The organism is Streptomyces puniciscabiei (assembly GCF_006715785.1).
GTDB classification, from domain to species: domain Bacteria; phylum Actinomycetota; class Actinomycetes; order Streptomycetales; family Streptomycetaceae; genus Streptomyces; species Streptomyces puniciscabiei.
Genome location: NZ_VFNX01000002.1, coordinates 360,272 through 377,057, shown reverse-complemented (window position 1 = coordinate 377,057; position 16,786 = coordinate 360,272). Strand labels below are relative to the sequence as shown.

At 70.4% G+C, this 16,786-nt stretch carries 19 protein-coding genes; 5 read left to right on the top strand and 14 right to left on the bottom strand.

The features are described from left to right. Positions 1-3 precede the first annotated feature (3 nt). From FB563_RS32600 to FB563_RS32565, 8 genes are all read right to left on the bottom strand, one after another. Positions 4-1,263, bottom strand: a complete 1,260-nt coding sequence (locus tag FB563_RS32600) for a nucleotide sugar dehydrogenase (RefSeq protein WP_055703832.1) — start codon at positions 1,261-1,263, stop codon at positions 4-6. Next, a complete protein-coding gene (locus FB563_RS32595; RefSeq protein ID WP_055703831.1) occupies positions 1,263-2,033 on the bottom strand; it encodes a WecB/TagA/CpsF family glycosyltransferase in 771 nt (256 codons plus the stop codon). Before FB563_RS32595 ends, FB563_RS32600 begins: the two co-directional genes overlap by 1 nt. Beyond that, on the bottom strand, positions 2,030-3,202 hold the full coding sequence (locus FB563_RS32590) for a hypothetical protein (RefSeq protein WP_055703830.1): 1,173 nt from the start codon (positions 3,200-3,202) through the stop codon (positions 2,030-2,032). Before FB563_RS32590 ends, FB563_RS32595 begins: the two co-directional genes overlap by 4 nt. Before the next feature lie 289 nt (positions 3,203-3,491). Next, a complete protein-coding gene (locus tag FB563_RS32585) occupies positions 3,492-4,091 on the bottom strand; it encodes an acyltransferase (protein WP_055703829.1) in 600 nt (199 codons plus the stop codon). Then, on the bottom strand, positions 4,088-4,645 hold the full coding sequence (locus FB563_RS32580) for a sugar nucleotide-binding protein (RefSeq protein ID WP_142219129.1): 558 nt from the start codon (positions 4,643-4,645) through the stop codon (positions 4,088-4,090). Before FB563_RS32580 ends, FB563_RS32585 begins: the two co-directional genes overlap by 4 nt. Then, complete coding sequence (gene rfbB, locus FB563_RS32575) at positions 4,642-5,697, bottom strand: dTDP-glucose 4,6-dehydratase (RefSeq protein WP_055703827.1); 1,056 nt, start codon at positions 5,695-5,697, stop codon at positions 4,642-4,644. Before rfbB ends, FB563_RS32580 begins: the two co-directional genes overlap by 4 nt. Further along, positions 5,694-6,761 carry a glucose-1-phosphate thymidylyltransferase gene (locus FB563_RS32570; RefSeq protein WP_055703826.1) on the bottom strand — a complete coding sequence of 356 codons (1,068 nt, stop codon included), beginning with the start codon at positions 6,759-6,761 and terminating at the stop codon, positions 5,694-5,696. Before FB563_RS32570 ends, rfbB begins: the two co-directional genes overlap by 4 nt. A 10-nt stretch (positions 6,762-6,771) precedes the next feature. Continuing rightward, positions 6,772-7,710 carry a DMT family transporter gene (locus tag FB563_RS32565; RefSeq protein WP_079048502.1) on the bottom strand — a complete coding sequence of 313 codons (939 nt, stop codon included), beginning with the start codon at positions 7,708-7,710 and terminating at the stop codon, positions 6,772-6,774. 252 nt (positions 7,711-7,962) lie between these two features. Here FB563_RS32565 and FB563_RS32560 point away from each other — a divergent pair, with 252 nt between their 5' ends. Then, positions 7,963-8,682 (top strand): FAD binding domain-containing protein, encoded by a 720-nt coding sequence (locus FB563_RS32560; RefSeq protein WP_055703825.1) that lies wholly within the window; start codon positions 7,963-7,965, stop codon positions 8,680-8,682. Positions 8,683-8,709: 27 nt separating this feature from the next. On the opposite strand, the gene FB563_RS32555 is transcribed toward FB563_RS32560, so the two are convergent. From FB563_RS32555 to FB563_RS32535, 5 genes are all read right to left on the bottom strand, one after another. Then, complete coding sequence (locus FB563_RS32555; protein ID WP_055703824.1) at positions 8,710-9,360, bottom strand: hypothetical protein; 651 nt, start codon at positions 9,358-9,360, stop codon at positions 8,710-8,712. Positions 9,361-9,471: 111 nt separating this feature from the next. Beyond that, the gene (locus FB563_RS32550) at positions 9,472-10,239 is read right to left on the bottom strand and encodes a DUF899 domain-containing protein (protein WP_055703823.1); all 768 of its coding nucleotides are present in this window, start codon (positions 10,237-10,239) and stop codon (positions 9,472-9,474) included. Positions 10,240-10,288: 49 nt separating this feature from the next. Continuing rightward, positions 10,289-10,954 carry a copper chaperone gene (locus FB563_RS32545; protein ID WP_159045433.1) on the bottom strand — a complete coding sequence of 222 codons (666 nt, stop codon included), beginning with the start codon at positions 10,952-10,954 and terminating at the stop codon, positions 10,289-10,291. 40 nt (positions 10,955-10,994) lie between these two features. Then, on the bottom strand, positions 10,995-11,345 hold the full coding sequence (locus FB563_RS32540) for an ArsR/SmtB family transcription factor (RefSeq protein WP_055703821.1): 351 nt from the start codon (positions 11,343-11,345) through the stop codon (positions 10,995-10,997). Continuing rightward, the gene (locus tag FB563_RS32535) at positions 11,332-11,766 is read right to left on the bottom strand and encodes an SRPBCC domain-containing protein (RefSeq protein WP_055703820.1); all 435 of its coding nucleotides are present in this window, start codon (positions 11,764-11,766) and stop codon (positions 11,332-11,334) included. The genes FB563_RS32540 and FB563_RS32535 overlap by 14 nt, the downstream gene beginning before the upstream one ends. A 391-nt stretch (positions 11,767-12,157) precedes the next feature. Here FB563_RS32535 and FB563_RS32530 point away from each other — a divergent pair, with 391 nt between their 5' ends. After that, the gene (locus FB563_RS32530; protein WP_055703819.1) at positions 12,158-12,655 is read left to right on the top strand and encodes a hypothetical protein; all 498 of its coding nucleotides are present in this window, start codon (positions 12,158-12,160) and stop codon (positions 12,653-12,655) included. 255 nt (positions 12,656-12,910) lie between these two features. Further along, positions 12,911-13,810 (top strand): oxidoreductase, encoded by a 900-nt coding sequence (locus tag FB563_RS32525; protein WP_055703818.1) that lies wholly within the window; start codon positions 12,911-12,913, stop codon positions 13,808-13,810. A gap of 48 nt (positions 13,811-13,858) precedes the next feature. On the opposite strand, the gene FB563_RS32520 is transcribed toward FB563_RS32525, so the two are convergent. Beyond that, entirely contained in the window at positions 13,859-14,551 is a 693-nt protein-coding gene (locus FB563_RS32520) for a DUF899 domain-containing protein (RefSeq protein WP_055703817.1), read from the bottom strand. A gap of 202 nt (positions 14,552-14,753) precedes the next feature. Between FB563_RS32520 and FB563_RS32515 the strand changes: the two genes are divergently transcribed. Beyond that, the gene (locus FB563_RS32515; RefSeq protein ID WP_055703816.1) at positions 14,754-15,329 is read left to right on the top strand and encodes a hypothetical protein; all 576 of its coding nucleotides are present in this window, start codon (positions 14,754-14,756) and stop codon (positions 15,327-15,329) included. Positions 15,330-15,536: 207 nt separating this feature from the next. Then, the gene (locus FB563_RS32510) at positions 15,537-16,676 is read left to right on the top strand and encodes a serine hydrolase domain-containing protein (RefSeq protein WP_055703815.1); all 1,140 of its coding nucleotides are present in this window, start codon (positions 15,537-15,539) and stop codon (positions 16,674-16,676) included. Positions 16,677-16,786 lie beyond the last annotated feature (110 nt).

Here is a 16,786-nt window from a genome sequence, read left to right as displayed (position 1 = left end):
GGCTCAGAGCACCTCGATCGTGGGTCCGGCCGGCAGCCGTCGACGGCAGTCGAGGACGAACGGGGCGTGCGCGGCGACGAGTTCGTAGTCGAAGCTGTCGTGGTCGGCGAGCAGCACCACCACGTCGGCGGCCGCCAGCTCCTGCGCCGTCGGTTCGACCCGCACCAGGCGGGTGTCCACCGGCAGGCCCTCCACGACGTGCGGGTCCGCAGCCTTGACCTGGGCCCCCATGTCCAGCAGGAGTTGCGATATGCGCAGGGCGGGCGACTCGCGGGCGTCGCCGGTGTTCTTCTTGTACGCCAGGCCGAGCAGCAGGATGCTCGAGCCGTTCACGGAGCGGCGTCTTGCGTTGAACAGGTCGCCGATACGGCGTGCCACGTACTCGGGCATGTGGTTGTTGATGTCGTTGGCCAGCTCCACGAAGCGGAAGCTCTGGCCGAGTTCGCGCTGCACCCGCCAGGACAGGTACGAGGGGTCGATCGGCAGGCAGTGGCCGCCGACGCCCGGTCCGGGGGTGAACCTCATGAAGCCGAAGGGCTTGGTGGAGGCCGCGTCGATGGCCTGCCAGACGTCGATGTCCAGGTGGTGGGCGAACATCGCGATCTCGTTGACCAGCGCGATGTTCACATGACGGAAGGTGTTCTCCAGCAGTTTGGCGAGTTCGGCCTCCTTCGGCGAGCTCACCGGCACGGTGGTGTCGACGAGCCCTGCGTAGAAGTCCTGAACGGCCTTGAGCGATGCAGCGTCGACGCCGGACACGACTTTCGGGGTCTCCTTGAAGCCCCAGACATCGTTGCCGGGGTCGATCCGTTCGGGGCTGTAGCCGAGGTGGAAGTCGCTGCCGGCGGTGAGGCCCGAGCCGTCCTCCAGGATCGGGGCGAACAGCTCCTGGGTGGTGCCGGGATACGTGGTCGACTCCAGGACGACGGTGGCTCCGGGACGCAGGTAGCGGGCGAGGGTGACCGCCGACTCCTTGATGTAGCGCAGGTCGGGGGTGCCCTCGTGCAGCGGCGTCGGTACGGTCACGACGGCGACGTCGAAACCGCCGCAGTCGCGCGCCGACTCGCTCGCGCGGTAGGCACCGCTGTCCAGTGCCGCGCGGATCCGCTCGGAGGAGACGTCCTCGACGAAGGACTCACCGGCGGAAAGGCTCTTCACCCGGCGGGAGTCGACGTCGTAGCCGATCACCTCGTGGCCGACCTCGGCGGCACGGATGGCCAGTGGCAGGCCGACGTATCCCTGTCCAACCACGACGACGCGCATCAGTGACTCCTGTTCGCGGGAGCGGTCGACGGGTTGAGCCGGATGAACTCTCGCGCCGTCATGAGGACGAAGGCAGCATTGGTGGTGAGATAGCGCCGGCCCAGACGGCGCGGCTCCTGCAGTGCGCGGTAGAGCCACTCCAGTCCCCACCGCTGCCAGGACCCGGGGGCGCGTCTGGTGACCCCGGCCAGGATGTCGAAGGAGCCGCCGACTCCGTGGACGACCCGGGCGCCGGTGCGCGCGCCGTAGGCGGCGGTGAAGATCTCCTTCTTGGGCGAGGTCATGCCGAGGAACAGCATGTGGGCGCCGCTTCGGGCGATCCCGTCCGCTATCGGCTCCTGCTGGGAGTCGTCGAAATAGCCGTGCCGGCTGCCGGCCACTTTCAGGCGGGGGAAGCGGTCGGCCACCCGGCGCAGCATCTCCTGAAGGACTTCCTGTCTGGCGCCGAGGAAGTACACCGACATGCCCGCCGACTCCGCCTCGGCCAGCAGCCGTAGGAACAGGTCGATGCCGGCCACCCGTTCGGGCAGCGGTGCGCGCAAGATCCGGCCGGCCCAGACCACGGCCTGTCCGTCGGCGAGGACGAGATCGCAGCCGGCCACGGCCCGGGCGAGCCGGGGGTCCCGCCGCATGTTCACCAGCTTCGCGGCGTTGACCACCCCGATCTCGAGCTGCCTGCCGTCCCGGACCGCCTCGAGGCAGCGCCGCACGGTCTCGTCCATCGTCAGCGGGTCCAGCTCGACGCCGAAGAGGGACCGACGCCCGCTCATATGCCGCCCCCCTGCCAGGCGTGGAGCATCCAGCCGAACTCGTACGGCCGGCATTCGCGGTCCACGGCGAGGGGCCGGTACATCCGGTCCAGGGACTTCAGGCGCAGGTTCGGCGCCACTCGGGTGCCGAGTCCCCGGGCGGCGCGTACGGCCTTCTTCGGGTCGCCCCGGTAGACCTTGCGCCAGGTGGTGCCGAGCTCGTCCAGGATCAACGACTCGCGGTGTTCCGGGTGTTCGGCCAGTTCGGGTACGTCCGTCATCCAGCGCAGGCCCTTGCGGACCGACGCGCCGAAGTCGGTGCCGCCGGCGTCGGCGAGATCGAACAGTGCGGTCGGCGCCATCGCGTGCTGGTGGACGCTGTAGACGGGGTAGCCCTCCACGACACCGCCGGTGCGCGCGTCGTAGTGCCACCACCACTGCCCGCCGTCGCCCTGCAGCCGGCAGATGCGCGCCGCGCACGCCTCGGCCGCGGCCAGCGCCTCGGGATCGCCGTCCCCCTCGCTGCTCGCGTGGGCGCGGGCCAGCGCCTGCAGCGGATACGTCTGGTCGGCGAAGCAGCTCACGTGCGCCCGGTACCAGGGCACCAGGCCGGGTGCGGTGGCGTGCGGGAACAGCGGGCTGTCGCCGATCCGGGCCCGCAGCAGACGGTCGCGGGCCGCGGCGAAACGTCTCTCCACGTCGACCGTGTCGCGGGCCGCAGCGAGGGCGGACAGCACCCAGGCGGCCTCGACGGTGTACTGCGGCCGGTCCTGCTCGTCCAGGGCTTCGACCCGCGCGAGAGCGTCGGACAGCTTGGGATGTCCCGTCTCGGCGGCGGCCCAGGCGATGAGCGCCGCGTCACCGAGGTTGGCGACCCCGGGCAGTGACTCGACCAGCAGTCCCGTGAACTCCTCGGCGGTGCGCCCGCCGAGCACCGCGCGCTGGCGGTCCTCGGGCAGGAACTGGGCCCCCAGCGCCGTGATGGCCGCGTAGCGGGTGCTGGTCCCGCGCCGCTCCAGGGTCCAGGAACCATCGGGGGTCTGCCGCCCGGCCATGGTGAAGGCGAAGGCCTCACCTCCGGGGAGCAGCATCGACGGAAGCCCCGACTCGGCGACCGTGAGCAGTCGCCGGGCGAGCGCGAGCAGCGGCGGCTCCTCACGACCGAGCGCCGCCAGACGTGTGGTCGTCATCTTTTGGGCACACCAACCCCCCTGTGGGTCGTTTTGCGCAGGCTCGTGATCGCCGCGTCGCGGATGGCCGTGCGGCGTAAGGCAGATGTCGGAACGTCAGACGTCAGGCGTCGAAGCCGTCGTCACTCCCCGTTTTGGACACGGTTGTGCTCACCCGGTAACCCCCCCTGGGCACTGGCTTGTGCGCTCACTGTGCCCACTCTGCACAGTTCGCACACATGTTATGCCTGCACGTGTTCGAGGATTGGCGTTTTGGGAGAATCGGCAGTCATGAGCGCACGACGAACGGTCATGCGCGCTCGGCGAGTTCGCCGTCCTTCTCGTCGTACAGCGCCCCCGTGTCCGGGCACTCCCAGACGCCCGTTTCCCCTTTCCGCTCGACCAGCCGGACGCCGGCCCGGCCGACCCAGCCGATCCGGCGCGCCGGAACTCCCGCCACCAGCGCGAAGTCCGGCACGTCCCGGGTCACCACGGCACCCGCCGCGACCAGCGCCCAACGACCGACGCGCACCGGGGCCACACACACCGAACGGGCCCCCAGGGACGCTCCCTCGCCCACCACGACCGCCACGGCCTCCCAGTCGCCGCCACGCTTCAGGCGGCCCTGCGGGTCCACCGAACGGGGGAAGTAGTCGTTGGTGAGCACCGCCGCCGGACCGACGAACACCCCGTCACCGAGCTGGGCGGGTTCGTAGACCAACGCGTAGTTCTGGAGCTTCACGTTGTCGCCGATCCGCACCCCTGGGCCGACGTACGCGCCCCGGCCCACGATGCACCCGCTGCCCAGCCGGGCATCCTCCCGTATCTGGGCCAGGTCCCATACGGTCGTCCCGTCACCTATCGTGGCCGTCTCGTCGACCTGGGCGGTCGGCTGGATCCTGAAGTTCACCAGGCGGAACCTTTCTTCTCGTTGAGGAGAGCCGGAAACGCAGCCCAACCAGGTCGTCTCCCCGCCGCTCGCGTCGTTCCGGAGCCCGGCGGGCGCCCCATCGGCGAGGACGGGCTGCCTGAGCCGTACGAACCGGTCCGCGAGGCACAGCCAGGCCGTGCGTACGACGTACCCCGCGTCCGGGAGCGCCGTGCCAGTAGCGCCTGTTCCCCGGTCGGCTCGATGGGCCCGCACGCGCTGCGCTGTGCCGTCGGGACCTGGATCAGCCTGGCGCCGGTGCCCGCGCGGGCCTCGGCGAGGTGCCGGGGTCCGCCGCCGACCCGCAGGGCGTCCGCCTCCCGTGCCTCGGCGTCGTGGACGGCCGACCGGGCGGCGCGGTCGGCCACGTTCCGGGACCGGTTCGCATCGATCATGTCGTCCACCGTGTCGGCGTCCGTGAGGTCACTGACGCCATGGGCCGGCCCGACCGCCTGCTCGCCGTCCTGCCGAAGCCGCGCGAGGAGATCCCGTCCCAGCACTCCGCCGGCGCCGGTGATCAGCCAAGGGATGGTCATGGTTTCCTGCTCGTGGTCGAAGGAGTGCGGATCCGGCACCAGAGCGCCGCTCGCTCCTTCAGCGGCTCCCACCAGGCACGGTTCTCCCGGTACCAAGTGACCGTCTCCGCGAGGCCGGTGGCGAAGTCCTTGCGGGGCTCGTAGCCGAGCTCGGCGCGGATCTTCGCGCAGTCCACGGAGTAACGGCGGTCGTGGCCCTTGCGATCGGCGACGTACTCGACGCTGTCGTCCCAGTCCGCACCGCAGGCCTCCAGCAGCAGAGTGGTCAGCTCCTTGTTGGTCAACTCGGTTCCGCCGCCGATGTTGTAGACCTCACCGGCTCGCCCCTTGGTGCGCACCAGCTCGATGCCCTGGACATGGTCGTCGATGTGCAGCCAGTCCCGGACGTTGCCACCGTCGCCGTACAGCGGGACCTTCTTGCCGTCCAGCAGGTTCGTGATGAACAGCGGGATGACCTTCTCCGGGAAGTGATGGTGCCCGTAGTTGTTGGAGCAGCGGGTCACCCGCACGTCGAGCCCATGGGTACGGTGGTGCGCGAGGGCGATCAGGTCGCTCGATGCCTTGGAGGCGGCGTACGGGGAGTTGGGGCGCAGCGGGTCCGTCTCCGGCCAGGAGCCGAAGTCGATCGATCCGTACACCTCGTCGGTGGAGATGTGCACGAAGGTCTTCGCGCCTCCGTGGCGCAGCGCCGCGTCCAGCAGGGTCTGGGTGCCCAGGACGTTGGTCCGGACGAACTCGTCGGCGCCAAGAATCGAGCGGTCCACATGCGACTCGGCGGCGAAGTGGACCACCTGGTCGTGGCCGGCGAGCAGCTCGTCGACCAGCGCGGCGTCACAGATGTCCCCCTGGACGAAGGCGAATCCCGGGTGATCCCGCACCTCGTCGAGATTGGCCGGATTGCCCGCGTAGGTGAGCTTGTCCAGCACCGTGACCGCCACCTCACCCGGGCCGGCCGGGCCGAGCAGCGTACGGACGTAGTGCGAGCCGATGAAACCGGCACCGCCGGTCACCAGGATCCGGGTCGGCCGAGCCGGCGACGAAGGGGCCGTCATGACGAAATCTGTACCTTGCTGTGGTCTCCGAGGACGAAACGGTGGGCGGCGGGCTTGCGGGGTGCGGGCGTCACCTCGACGTTGCGCCCGATGAGGGAGGCCTCCACCCGCCGCACCCCGCTCATCGAGGAGTCGCGCAGCACGATCGAGTACTCGATCTCGCTGTCGTCGATCCGGCAGTCCCCGGCGATCGAGGTGAAGGGGCCGACGTACGAGTCGGTGATCACGGTGTTCGGGCCGACGACCACCGGGCCCACGATCCGGCTGCCGGTGACCTTCGCCCCGGCATCGATCCGCACCCGGCCGATGATCTCGCTGTCGTCGTCGACCGTGCCGTCGATACGGCGTTCGAGGGTCTCCAGGACCGAGCGGTTGACCTCGAGCATGTCGGTGACGTTCCCGGTGTCCTTCCAGTACCCGGAGATGATCGTGGAACGCACATCACGGCCGGCGTCGATCAGCCACTGGATGGCATGCGTGATCTCCAGCTCGCCGCGCCAGGACGGCTGGATGGAGCGCACGGCCTCGTGGATCGCCGGGGAGAACAGATAGACGCCCACCAGCGCGAGCTCGCTCTTGGGATGCCTGGGCTTCTCCTCCAGGCCGATCACCTGGCCCGCCGCGTCCAGCTCGGCCACACCGAACGCGGTCGGATCGGGCACCTTCGTCAACAGGATCTGCGCCTCCGGGCGCTCGCGGCGGAAGGCGGCCACCAGATCCGTGATGCCCCCGACGACGAAGTTGTCACCGAGGTACATCACGAAGTCGTCGTCGCCCAGGAACTCATGGGCGATCAGCACCGCGTGCGCCAGTCCCAGCGGCGCCGCCTGCGGGATGTACGTGACGTCCAGTTCCCACGCGGAACCGTCGCCGACCGCCTCCCGGATCTCCTCGGCGGTGTCCCCGACGATGATCCCCACCTGGGTGATGCCCGCCTCGGCGATCGCTTCCAGGCCATAGAACAGCACCGGTTTGTTCGCGACCGGTACAAGTTGCTTCGCCGATGTATGCGTGATGGGGCGCAAACGGGTACCTGAGCCACCAGACAACAAAAGTGCCTTCATGCATATCACCCTACTTATGCCGGACTTGCTGACGGGGGGATTCCGCACGGGTGGATCTCGCGGCCTCTCCGCCACGTACGCCGCCTGGACGCAGGCCACCGACCAGGCCGAGGATCAGCACGGTGATGCCCAGCCACACCGACGGCCCCGGCGCGCCGCTGCCCGAGACCGCGCCGACGACCGCCGCGGCAAGCGGCGCGACACCGGTCAGCAGGCCCGCTCGCCCCGCTCCCGCAGCGCGAACCGTCGAGTACCACAACACGAAGGCGACCGCCGTCACCATCAGCGCCAGATAACCGACGGCCGCCCACTGGGACGCGGACAACTCCCGTACGGCCGACGGCCCTTCGGTCGCCCCGCCGAGCACGGCCAGCAGCACGGCCGCCATCCACATCGCGTGCAGGGACACTCCCCACGGCGAGTGCCGCCGCAGTACCGGCACCGCGAGCAGCGTGAACGCGGCCTCGCAGCCCAGGGCCAGTGCCGCCCAGGCCACCCCTACGGCATCGGTGCGGCCCGTACCCTCCACCAGCACCGCGCCCGCCATGACGACAGGCGCCGCCCCCAGCACCTGCCGGCTCGGCCTGCGCCGCTCCAGCACCGGACCGATCACACCGAGCACCACCGGTACGCACGCGACCGCCACAGCGATCACCGCGGGCTCTGCATGCCCGACGCCCCGGACCACAGCCACGTTGAACAGCACCAGACCGGTGACCGAGATCCCGGCCAGCCACAGCCACTCCCGGCCCCTCGGCCACACCGGGCGAACACCGGCGAGCCGCGCCAGGACCAGGAGGATCACGGTCGCGGCCGCGTACCGGACCGCCTGAGTGCCGAACAGCGGGGCGCCGACGAGCGTGCGCGAGACGCTGACGCTGCTGCCGACCAGCGCCATCCCGACCATGCCGGGGACGAGCCGGGCCAAGGAAGCGGAAGGTATCTCCATACCGCCCACGCTGCCCTCACCCCGGACCTCAGGGACAGGTCCACAACGCCACCGGTGGAGGGGTCCAAAAGTCCACGCCCGGCCGCCGGTCCGGCGGGGCCCGGGCGCTGCCCGACGGCAGACCGCACGGCGTGCTCGTGTGAGCCCTGTACGCGCCCCCGCCCCGGCGTGAAGACTGCCTCGGCGAGGGCGGTTGGCCACAGCACGACTCACCGCCGTCGGTCGACTCCCGAGGAAGGCAGGCCGGTCGCTGTGTTGTTGCGTCTCCCCACGTCGGTGTCCGAAGCGCAGGAGTATCTGGCCGAGGGCGCCGTGCCGATCGGAGGGGCCACGCTCCTGTGGGCCACATGGCAGCGGGACGGCTTCCCCGAAATCGCCGTGTCGCTACGGGACTTGCCCGAGGCCAACGTGCTGGGGCGGGACACCGTGGGAGGCGCTGTGGTCCTGCACCGGATCGACGAGCGGGTGCCGGACGTGCTGCGCCTGGCCGCCGCGCAAGTGGGCACCGGGGCCGTGCGGCGGACGGCGACGGTCGGCGGCAACCTCGTCGGCAGCACACTGCGCTGTCTGCTGCCCGCGGCGATCGTCCTGGACGCCCGGGCGACGGTGCTGGAATCCGATGGCGTCCAGGAGACGGACCTGGCCGAGCTGGTGGCCAAGCGCCCCGTGCTGCTCAGCCTGCGCTGGCGTGCACCGATCGCCTGCGCGTACCGGAAACTGGCCGGCGAGGCAGGTGGACCGCCACCCCTCGTCGTCGCCTCGGCGGTGCACGCCGACGACGCCGGCGAGCGGCTGCGGGTCGCCGTACGCGACGGCTACGACGTGCTCAGCGGCAGCGCCCCGTGCGCCACCGACACCGAGGAGACCCTGCACGCGCTGGGCGCGACGGGCTTCGGCGATCTGCCGACCGCCGCGTGGGACGTCGTACGCGCCCAGGTCACCGGCCTGTTGGGGGGCCGGGCCGCGCACTGACCCGCGGTGCGGGCCCGGGTGTGGAGGTCAGCCGGACGAGGGTGTGCCGGTGTCGCGGGTGTCGGCGCCGGCTGAGCGGGATCCGACCGGGGGCAGGCAGAGCACGGCGATTCCGGCGACGACCCCGGCGAGGAGGAGCAGCGGGTCGACGGCGAGGAGCAGGCCGAGGTGGCGTGCGGGACGTGTGCGGGACAGGGCGAAGCCCGTCGTGCGGCGCAGCGGACCGCAGGGGACGCGGGCGGTGCCGACGACGAGGGGCCGGTCGTCACCGTGTTCGACGACGCGCAGCAGGCGCGTGGTGGGACGGGGCTCCAGCGAGGTGTCGCCGGTGCCGAGGCCCCCGGGGACACGCAGCCGGGTGCCGCCCGCCACCGGTTCGATCGCGGTACCGCTGAAGGTGGGCAGCTCGCCGCCGAGCGCGTCCCCGCCCAGGACGAGGCTGAGGACGCAGTCCTCGGGGCGCGCGGCGACGGCCGGTGTGGCCTCCTGGACATCGGCACGTCGGCGCAGCGTGGCCAACGGGCCGATGCAATGGGTGAGTTCGGCGATGCGACGGCCGGCGGTGGCCGCGTACGTGCCGGGCCGGGGCAGTGAGCCGGGGTTCGCCCGCGGGGGCGGTGTGGGAGTGGACGAGGTCGGTGCCGGCAGCGGTTGCGTGTACGGGAACTCGGTGGTCATGGCGGTACCTGCCGAGACCGCGGGCGGTGCGGCGGAGTCGAGGGACGCCGGCGCCGCTGCGCCGATGGCGCTCGGTATTGCGGTCGAGCGGTCAACGGTGATTCGACGCGCTCACCGGTGGTCATACTCGTCGTGGCGGCGCCACCAGAAGCCGGTCTCGTTGCGGCCGAGAGGCGCGCGGTCGAGCCACTGGTACATGCCCCAGAGGGCGTCCAGCCCGCGCGCGTAGGCCGAGTAGGTGTGGTGGACGGCGCCGTCCTGCAGCGCGAACGCGCTCACACCGGGTCCCTCTCGCCGGTACGTCTCCCAGTCCGTGCCGACGATCGACCGGCTGAAGGCGTCGTGGGAACGCTTCTCGTCGGCCGTCGCCGGCCGCAGGTCCTCCTCACCGAAGTTGTAGGCGACGAGTCCCGCTTCCCACTCCTCCCTGGTGTGCGCCACCCCGAAGTCGAAGTTGAAGTCACTGCCGTAGGAGGACGCCCACGGGAACGTCCAGCCCATCCGCTGCCGGTACGCCTGGAGCTTGGCCAGTGGCGCTCGGGACACCGCCCAGAACATGACGTCGTGGTGGGCGAGATGGACGACGGACCCGTTGAAACCGTCGGCGATCGCCGAACAGGACGGGCATCCGGCGGTGTAGTCGGGCCCGAACATGAAGTGGTACACGAGCAGTTGGGACCGTCCCCTGAACAGGTCGGCGAGCGACGCCGTTCCCTCGTCGGTCTCGAAGCGGTAGTCCTTGTCCACCCGGACCCAGGGCAGCTCCCGCCGTCGCCGGGCCAGTTCGTCGCCGCGCCGCGTGAGCTCCTTCTCCGCCTCGAGCAGCTCCAGCCTCGCGGCAAGCCACTCCTCGCGTGTCCCCGTCTTGTGACCGGTCATCGCCTGTCTCCTCTTCCTGCCTCTTCCTGCCTTGTCCCGCCTCTCGTCGCTACATCGTGTGCGGCGTGAGCCCCGGAACCAGTGAGGGCGCGACGACGATCACGAGTCCGAGCCCGACGATCGCCAGCGCCGGCGGAACATCGATCGCGCGCCGCGCGGGCAGCAGCTTCTGCGCGGAGGCGAGAACGGCGACCAGCGACATCCACCACACGCTCATCACGCCCAGCGCCACGAGCATCGCCATCAGCCAGATGCTCGACCCGGCGCAGTACAGTCCGAACCTCAGCCCGGACCCGGCAGCCTCGCTACAGCGCCGTCGGAAGTACCGCTTGACCGGCGTGAGCTCGTAGACACCCGCGGTGATCACCACTGCGGCGGCGACCTGCGACCCGTGCGGCCGGTCCAGCGCGTACGCCACGACGCCCGCGAGTGCCCAGACGGCGAGGTAGGCCCCGGCGAACCGCGGCGCGTCCCGCGGCCCACCGGCCAGGCGGACGTGCCTGGCGATCGCAGGGGCCGCGCCCGGCAGCATCATCGCCGCCATCATCGTCATCCACGTCGCGGCGAAGAACCCGAACGGCCCGGGTCTGGTCGCGATCCCCATGTCCATGCCCCGCATCAGCCGGATCGCGGCCACCCAGCACGCCGCGGCGAGCCCGAGGGTCACTCCCAGTGCGGTCGCCGGCGCGGTCGGGCGCCGGAATGCCACGTTCACCGTCGGTTCTCCCTCTGGAGTCGGCCGGGCGGCGATCTCGTCACGCGGATCCGCGCGCCTGCTCATCGAGGTGATCTTTCAGTGCGCCGAGCGGGCTGTCCCAGTCGCGTGCCAGCGCGGCCAGGAACTGCTGCGCCACCTGCATCGGCGCCGATCGCAGCCGGTATCGCACCCGGCGTCGCTCGCCCGGTTCGGTCGTCACCAGGCCGGCGTCGGTCAGCAGGGCCAGGTGTTTGGCGATCGCCTGCCGTGTGATCGGCAGCCGGCCGGCCAGGTCCGTCGCGGTGGCCGGCCCCCCTGAAGCCAGCGCGGCGAGGATGGCGCGCCGGCTCGGGTCGGCCAGAGCGGTGAAGACCTGCTCGGCGATCGCCTCGATGTCAGGCTGCGGCATCGAGGTAGTCGACCAGTTCGCCCAGTTCGCGCGTCCAGCCCTCGGTGTGGCCGTCGTACTCCTTGCCGTAGACCTCGTCCGGGAGCTGGGCGAAGCCGGTCTCGACCACGGTCAGCCGGGTGCCGGTGCCGACCGGTTCCAGCGTGAACTCCACATAGGTGCGGCGCGGATCGTCCTCGGGCAGTTCGGCCATGCGCCAGGTGAAGCCGAACACCGTCGGTTCCTCCACCCGTTCCACCCGCATGTCGGCGGAGTGGCCGCCCTCCCATTTCATCCAGGCCGAGCCGCCCGGGCGTAGATCGATCGCGGCCTCGTCGCCGAACCAGGCGCTCAGTCCCTCGGCCGTCGTGAGCGCCGCCCACACCTTGGCCGGCGGGTGAGCGATCTCGATGGTCCGCTCGATCCGATCAGGGAACGCCATCACTGCCTCCAGGTCTATAGCAACCATCTGGTTGCGACACTATAGCAACCGAATGGTTGCGTCAACCGGGTCGATGTGAGGTCTGGCCGCACTCGGACCGGCGCCCATTAACACGTCTCAACCTCGCCCGGTGCGGCGACACGCCGCGGTGCGCGAGGTGAGCGGGCATCAGAAGATCATTCAAAAGGGCTAATGTCGCATCAATCCGCCTTGCTTTCGCGGTATTTGATGTCCCTGGGCGCCTCCGAGGAGGCGGCGCGACACGCCGGAAATACCCCGATTGGCGCCTTCCGGTAGTCATTCAATATGACCGGTATGTCTGCTGTAGGTACTTTTGATCACGACCGGCTGACGGGCCGGTATCTCTGAGACAGCAGACAGGAGAAACGACATGAAGGTCCCCCGTTCCACCGTGGTCACCGCTGGTCTCGCGGCCGCCGCAGCCCTGGCCGCGACCGGCATCACCTATGCGTCGGCAGCCCCGGCCCCGACGCTCCAGTCGGCCCCGGCCGCCGTGGCCGCCGCCCCCCTCGGCGGCGACAGCGGGCAGGGCAAGGGCAACGAGGGCCGGGAGGGCCGCGAGGGCCGCGAGGGTGACTGGGGCCGGATCCTGATCAACGAGCGGTCCTACTCCGCCCACCCGGGCGACTGCATCACCGTGGTCAGCGGCCTGGGCGCCAAGAGCTTCAACATTCGCAACGAGACCCGCAAGACCGTCGAGGTCTTCCGCGGGGCGGTCTGCGACAACGGCGCCCCCATCGCCACCGTGGGGCCCCACAGCTCCTCGGAAGGCGTGCGCCCGTGCCCCACCGATGGCATCCATGTCAAGCACGGGGTGGTGGCGAGCTTCCGCGTGGTCCGGCACCACGGGGGCGGCGACTGGGACTAGTCCGGCGCCGGCAACATGATCTGGAGCCCCGGCCCGCCGGAATCGGGCCGGGGCCCCTGGAGGAGGAAGGCTCATTCAGCGAATGACGTCACCAATAACAACTCACGATGTGGTGTCAGGATTCCCGGTCGCGCGGTGACATTCCCCTCCCTCTCCGTGACTTCACGTCATGCTCGTCACCTGCGCATACTCCTGGTCCTTCGCGTCCTGAACCGTTGACGCGCGATGACCGACCGAATGGAGTTGGTGGGAACGATGACGTCGCACACGGTCTCCGCCGCGGCCGCCGGCACATGGACACTCGGTGATCTCGAGGTCAACCGGATCGGTTTCGGCGCCATGCGCTTGTGCGGCAGTGCCGCGTTCGACCAGGGCACCTCCCGCGAGCGCAGCCAGTCGATCGACGTGCTGCGCCGGGCAGTCGAACTCGGCGTCAACCACATCGACACCGCGGCGTTCTACTTCTCCCGGCTGCGCTCCGCCAACGAACTCATCAACTCGGCGCTGGCACCGTACCCGGACGATCTCGTCATCGTCGCCAAGGCCGGCCCGGCGAGGGACGCCGGCGGTGAGTGGGTCACACCGGCGCGACCGGACCAGCTGCGCGGCCAGGTCGAGGAGAACCTTCGTCAACTCGGCCGCGATCACCTCGACTTGGTCAACCTGCGTCTCATGGGCCAGGACTCCATCAGTGAGCACTTCGGGGCTCTTGCCGAGCTGCGCGATGCCGGACTCGTCCGGCACCTCGGCATCTCCGGCGCGCGACCGGAGCACCTGGCCGAGGCTCAGGAGATCGCACCGGTGGTCTGCGTCCAGAACCGCTACAGCGTCGATACGCCCGGCGGTGACGAGATGCTCCGGGTGTGCGCGGCGCAGGGCATCGCGTTCGTGCCCTTCTTCTCCATCGCCGGGGCGGGACGTGAGGCGGGAACCGCCCGGGCCGAGCACGAACAGGTCCGCTCCGTGGCCCGCGCGCACGGCGTCTCGGCCGCGCAGGTCCGCCTGGCATGGATTCTGCAGCAAGGCCCTCATGTGCTGGCCATCCCCGGGACGGGCAATCCGGAGCACCTCGTCGACAATGTGGCAGCGGGCGCGCTCCGACTGACGGAGGAAGATCTCCGGACACTCGACTCGATCCGCCGCCCCGCGTCCTGATGCCACCGGGACCGGGGCCGCCCAGCAGGGGGAGCGAGTCGTCAGCTCCTAAGCGTGCTGTCCCGGTCCGTAGAGGGCCGCGATGTCTTCGGAGGAGCTCCACCGGCTGTAGGTCGGATCCTGCGGCCAGCCTTCGGGCGAGTCCTGCCATTCCTCCTGTCGCCCGTACGGCAACAGGTCGATCAGCGCGAAGGTGTGACTGAGCTGTTCGGTGCCACGACCGTTGGTGTGCCAGGTCCTGTAGACGGTGTCGCCGTCACGCAGGAAGACGTTGACGGCGAATCCCCCGCCGGGCGGTGCGCCGACGTCGCCGCCGAACGGGCTGTTCGCCGTGGAGTACCAGGTCATTCGGTTTCCGACTCGCCGCTTGTAGGCGAGTGCTTCGTCGATCGGCCCCTGGGTGACGATGACGAAGCGGGCGTCATACGCGTCCAGGAACTCCAGTCGGGTGAACTGCGACGTGAAGCCGGTGCAGCCCGGGCACTGCCACTGCTTGCCGGGGAACCACATGTGGTTGTAGACGATCAGCTGCCTCCTGCCCTCGAAGATGTCCGCCAGCCGGATCGGTCCCTTCTCCCCCTCAAGGGTGTACTCGGGCATCCGGACCATGGGCAGCCGGCGCCGCTGGGCGGCGATCGCGTCCAGTTCTCGGGTTGCGGCCTTCTCCCGGACGCGCAGGGCCTCGAGCTCTCGTTGCCAGGTCTCGGCGTCGACGACGCGCGGTAGTGCGTGGGCGGTCATGGTTCCTCACTTTCGTGGGCGCGGCTTGCGGTGCTCAGGTGTAGACCCCGCCTCGCCGTCGAATTCATCGGCATCGACGGCACCCACAGCAGGAGAATGTTCCTGGCGTGTACATGTATCTTCGCGCGGATGCGACCATGGGAGCAGTGCGCCGACAACGGCGGTTCGCCGGGCCATCAGCTGCCGGAAGGAACGGGCGAGGATGAGCGAGCAGAGGGACCCCGATTCCCGCGCCGGTATAGCGGCCAACGTCTTCTCACCGGACGGTGCCGCGATGCGCCGCCGCCACCGACGGGTCCTGCGGCAGCTCGGCATGTGCGTGCTCTTGCTCGTGCCCTGGACCGTCTACCTGGCGGTGTCCTTGCCGGATCGATTCGAGGCCCGCTACTGGCCCATGGTGTGGGTGGGCTTCGATGTGATGCTGCTGGTGTCATTGGTCGCTGCGGGACTGGCGGTGTGGCTGAGACGGCAGGCCATGGTCCCGCTGTCGTACGTGGCGGCCACCCTCCTGATCTGCGATGCCTGGTTCGACGTCTCCTTGGACTGGGGGCGAGCGGATGTGTGGGTGAGTGCCGCCTCGGCCGCACTGGTGGAGCTGCCCCTCGCCGTCCTGCTCATAGTGCGGGCCCGGCGGGTGCTGAAGGTGTCGGTCCGGTTGGCCTGGCAGCGGCTCGGCCTGCCGGGCGAACCCCCGCCGCTGCACCGGATGCCGTTGTTCGTCGGCCTCGCGTCGGCGCCCGGCAACGGGTCCGCCGCGGCGCGGGACGACGGCACCTGACGGTGCCCGGCACGACCGGTCGAACGTCCCGCGCGGCAGGCAGCGCATTCCCGGCCTGCCGGCGCACCGCCGGCACACCCGGGCAAGCCGCCGCGATCGCCGGCCAGGTCCGGGCCGGATGATCCGAGGAGAAGCAGCGGGCCGATGACTTCGCGCCGCCCCGGCAGTCGTACTCGCTGGACAGACCCGCCGACCGGAAGGCCACCGATGAACGCTCTGCACGACATCCTGCACCGGTACGTCGACGACGGGAGGGTCCCGGGCGCCGTCGGCCTCGTCGCCCGCGGCGACGCCGTCGAGGTGGTGACCACCGGCTCGGTGGACACCGACGGCACCGCCCCGATGGCACGGGACACGATCTTCCGTATCGCGTCGATCACCAAGCCCATCACAGCGGCGGCCGTCCTGATGCTGGTGGAGGAAGGGCGACTGCGCCTGGACGCTCCGGTCGAGGAGTGGCTGCCGGAGCTGGCGAAGCCGAGCGTGGTGCGCACCCCTGACGCCCCGGTCGCGGACGTCGTCCCGGCGGCCCGCCCGATCACGGTGGAGGACCTGCTCAGCTCCCGCACCGGCTGGGGTTTCCCCGCCGACTTCTCCCTCCCGGCGGTGCAGGCCCTGTTCACCGTGCAGAAGGACGGCCGGGTCCTGCAGGACTGGCCGGACGCGGACACCTGGCTGGGCCTGCTCACGCAGGTGCCGATGCTGCACCAGCCCGGAGAAGCCTGGCTGTACGGCACCTCCTCCGACCTCCAGGGCATCCTGGTCGCCCGGGCGTCGGGCCGCACGTTCCCCGACTTCCTCGCGGAACGGATCTTCGAGCCGCTGGGCATGAAGGACACGGGCTTCGAGGTCCCCGAGGCGAAGCGGCACCGCTTCACCTCCTCCTACACCCCGGCCCCGGACGGATCCCTGGCACTGACGGACACTCCCGACGGCCAGTGGAGCCGCCTGCCGCGCTTCCACTCGGGCGGCGGGGGCCTCGTCTCCACGGCCGACGACTGGCTGGCCTTCGCCCGCATGCTGCTGAACGGCGGAGAGGGCAACGGCCACCACCTCCTCACCCCCGCCTCCGTCAGCCGCATGACCACCAACCACCTCACGGCCGAACAGCGCGCCCGCGTCCCGCTGTTCCTGGAGGGACAGGGCTGGGGCTACGGCGGCCAGGTCGACGTCACCCCGGCCGACCCCTGGAACGTCCCCGGACGCTACGGCTGGGTGGGCGGCACGGGTACGACGGCCCACGTCGTCCCGTCCATGGGCACGGTGGCGATCCTCCTGACGCAGGTGGCGATGACGAACCCGACACCGACCCCGCTGATGCGCGACTTCTGGAGGAGCGTGGCGTAGCCGCAGGAGAGACCTGGATCTCACTGCCCAAGAACTGTTATCCGGGGCGCGTCGAGCGATCTCCCAGGTATCGGACACAATCGTTCGGCCTCGATGACAGGAAGCATTCA